Annotated in this window: 2 rRNA genes; both read right to left on the reverse strand. The window is 51.6% G+C overall.

The features are described 5' to 3' along the window. Nucleotides 1–6: 6 nt before the first annotated feature. A 5S ribosomal RNA gene (gene rrf, locus PR725_RS21790) occupies nt 7–122 on the reverse strand. Nucleotides 123–265: 143 nt separating this feature from the next. Then, nucleotides 266–3283: ribosomal RNA gene (locus PR725_RS21795) — 23S ribosomal RNA — on the reverse strand. Between the last annotated feature and the right edge of the window lie 18 nt (nt 3284–3301).

The raw sequence follows: 3301 nt of genomic DNA on the forward strand, positions 1-3301 counted from the left end.
TTGAATGTCTGGCAGTTCCCTACTCTCACATGGGGAGACCCCACACTACCATCGGCGCTACGGCGTTTCACTGCTGAGTTCGGCATGGGGTCAGGTGGGACCACCGCGCTATTGCCGCCAGACAAATTCTGTGTGTTCCCGTTTAATCTCACTTTCGTGCACTAAACCAGAACATCAATCTCGAACAAGCTGCTGTGTCCTTCACCTTTCGGCTTCTCACGCTTATTGAATCAACATAATCTCTCTAAAACACCTTCGGTGTTGTCAGGTTAAGCCTCACGGTTCATTAGTATTGGTTAGCTCAACGTATCGCTACGCTTACACACCCAACCTATCAACGTCTTAGTCTTAAACGTTCCTTTAGGACCCTTTAAGAGTCAGGGAAGACTCATCTCAAGGCAAGTTTCCCGCTTAGATGCTTTCAGCGGTTATCTCTTCCGCACTTAGCTACCGGGCAATGCCATTGGCATGACAACCCGAACACCAGTGGTGCGTCCACTCCGGTCCTCTCGTACTAGGAGCAGCCCCTTTCAATCTTCCAACGCCCACGGCAGATAGGGACCGAACTGTCTCACGACGTTCTAAACCCAGCTCGCGTACCACTTTAAACGGCGAACAGCCGTACCCTTGGGACCTACTTCAGCCCCAGGATGTGATGAGCCGACATCGAGGTGCCAAACACCGCCGTCGATATGAACTCTTGGGCGGTATCAGCCTGTTATCCCCGGAGTACCTTTTATCCGTTGAGCGATGGCCCTTCCATTCAGAACCACCGGATCACTAAGACCTACTTTCGTACCTGCTCGAGCCGTCACTCTCGCAGTCAAGCTGGCTTATGCCTTTGCACTAACCGCATGATGTCCGACCATGCTTAGCCAACCTTCGTGCTCCTCCGTTACTCTTTGGGAGGAGACCGCCCCAGTCAAACTACCCACCAGACACTGTCCGCACCCCGGATAACGGGGCTACGTTAGAACATCAAACATTAAAGGGTGGTATTTCAAGGTTGGCTCCATGCAGACTGGCGTCCACACTTCAAAGCCTCCCACCTATCCTACACATCAAGGCTCAATGTTCAGTGTCAAGCTATAGTAAAGGTTCACGGGGTCTTTCCGTCTTGCCGCGGGTACACTGCATCTTCACAGCGAGTTCAATTTCACTGAGTCTCGGGTGGAGACAGCCTGGCCATCATTACGCCATTCGTGCAGGTCGGAACTTACCCGACAAGGAATTTCGCTACCTTAGGACCGTTATAGTTACGGCCGCCGTTTACTGGGGCTTCGATCAAGAGCTTCTCCTTACGGATAACCCCATCAATTAACCTTCCAGCACCGGGCAGGCGTCACACCGTATACGTCCACTTTCGTGTTTGCACAGTGCTGTGTTTTTAATAAACAGTTGCAGCCAGCTGGTATCTGCGACTGGCTTCAGCTCCATGAGTAAATCACTTCACCTAATGCCAGCGTGCCTTCTCCCGAAGTTACGGCACCATTTTGCCTAGTTCCTTCACCCGAGTTCTCTCAAGCGCCTGAGTATTCTCTACCTGACCACCTGTGTCGGTTTGGGGTACGATTAATGATAATCTAGAGCTTAGAGGCTTTTCCTGGAAGCGGGGCATGAGCTACTTCATCACCGTAGTGACTCGTCATCGGACCTCAGCATATAGTGAACCGGATTTGCCTAATTCACCTGCCTACATCCTTAAACCGGGACAACCGTCGCCCGGATAGCCTAGCCTTCTCCGTCCCCCCATCGCAATTATCACCAGTACGGGAATATTAACCCGTTTCCCATCGACTACGCATTTCTGCCTCGCCTTAGGGGTCGACTCACCCTGCCCCGATTAACGTTGGACAGGAACCCTTGGTCTTCCGGCGTGCGGGTTTTTCACCCGCATTATCGTTACTTATGTCAGCATTCGCACTTCTGATACCTCCAGCATGCCTCACAGCACACCTTCACAGGCTTACAGAACGCTCCCCTACCCAACAATATTTACATATCGCTGCCGCAGCTTCGGTGCATAGTTTAGCCCCGTTACATCTTCCGCGCAGGCCGACTCGACCAGTGAGCTATTACGCTTTCTTTAAATGATGGCTGCTTCTAAGCCAACATCCTGGCTGTCTGAGCCTTCCCACTTCGTTTCCCACTTAACTATGACTTTGGGACCTTAGCTGGCGGTCTGGGTTGTTTCCCTCTTCACGACGAACGTTAGCACCCGCCGTGTGTCTCCCGTGATAACATTCTTCGGTATTCGTAGTTTGCATCGAGTTGGTAAGTCGGGATGACCCCCTAGTCGAAACAGTGCTCTACCCCCGAAGATGAGTTCACGAGGCGCTACCTAAATAGCTTTCGGGGAGAACCAGCTATCTCCCGGTTTGATTGGCCTTTCACCCCCAGCCACAAGTCATCCGCTAATTTTTCAACATTAGTCGGTTCGGTCCTCCAGTTAGTGTTACCCAACCTTCAACCTGCCCATGGCTAGATCACCGGGTTTCGGGTCTATACCCTGCAACTTATTCGCCCAGTTAAGACTCGGTTTCCCTACGGCTCCCCTATACGGTTAACCTTGCTACAGAATATAAGTCGCTGACCCATTATACAAAAGGTACGCAGTCACCCCACCCCAAAGCACATTCACTGCTTGTTTTGTGTGTTGGGCGTCGCAAAAAACGCTCCGCCAACGCGTGTTGAATGTCACTTCAAAGTTGTCCTCAACACCAGAAAATGCTTTGGTGGTGGGGCTCCCACTGCTTGTACGTACACGGTTTCAGGTTCTATTTCACTCCCCTCGCCGGGGTTCTTTTCGCCTTTCCCTCACGGTACTGGTTCACTATCGGTCAATCAGGAGTATTTAGCCTTGGAGGATGGTCCCCCCATATTCAGACAGGATAACACGTGTCCCGCCCTACTCGTCGAGTTCACAACACTAACACCTTCGGATACGGGGCTATCACCCTTTACTGCCGGCCTTTCCAGACCGTTCTCCTGATGCTAATGCTGATTAAGACTCTGGGCTGCTCCCCGTTCGCTCGCCGCTACTAGGGGAATCTCGGTTGATTTCTTTTCCTCGGGGTACTGAGATGTTTCAGTTCCCCCGGTTCGCTTCGTTTGACTATGTATTCATCAAACGATAGTGCAACGAATTGCACTGGGTTTCCCCATTCGGAAATCGTCGGTTATCACGGTTCATATCACCTTACCGACGCTTATCGCAGATTAGCACGTCCTTCATCGCCTCTGATTGCCTAGGCATCCACCGTGTACGCTTAGTCGCTTAACCTCACAACCCGAAGGTGTC

The organism is Providencia sp. PROV255 (assembly GCF_028478065.1).
In the GTDB taxonomy this organism is placed as follows: Bacteria; Pseudomonadota; Gammaproteobacteria; order Enterobacterales; family Enterobacteriaceae; genus Providencia; species Providencia rettgeri.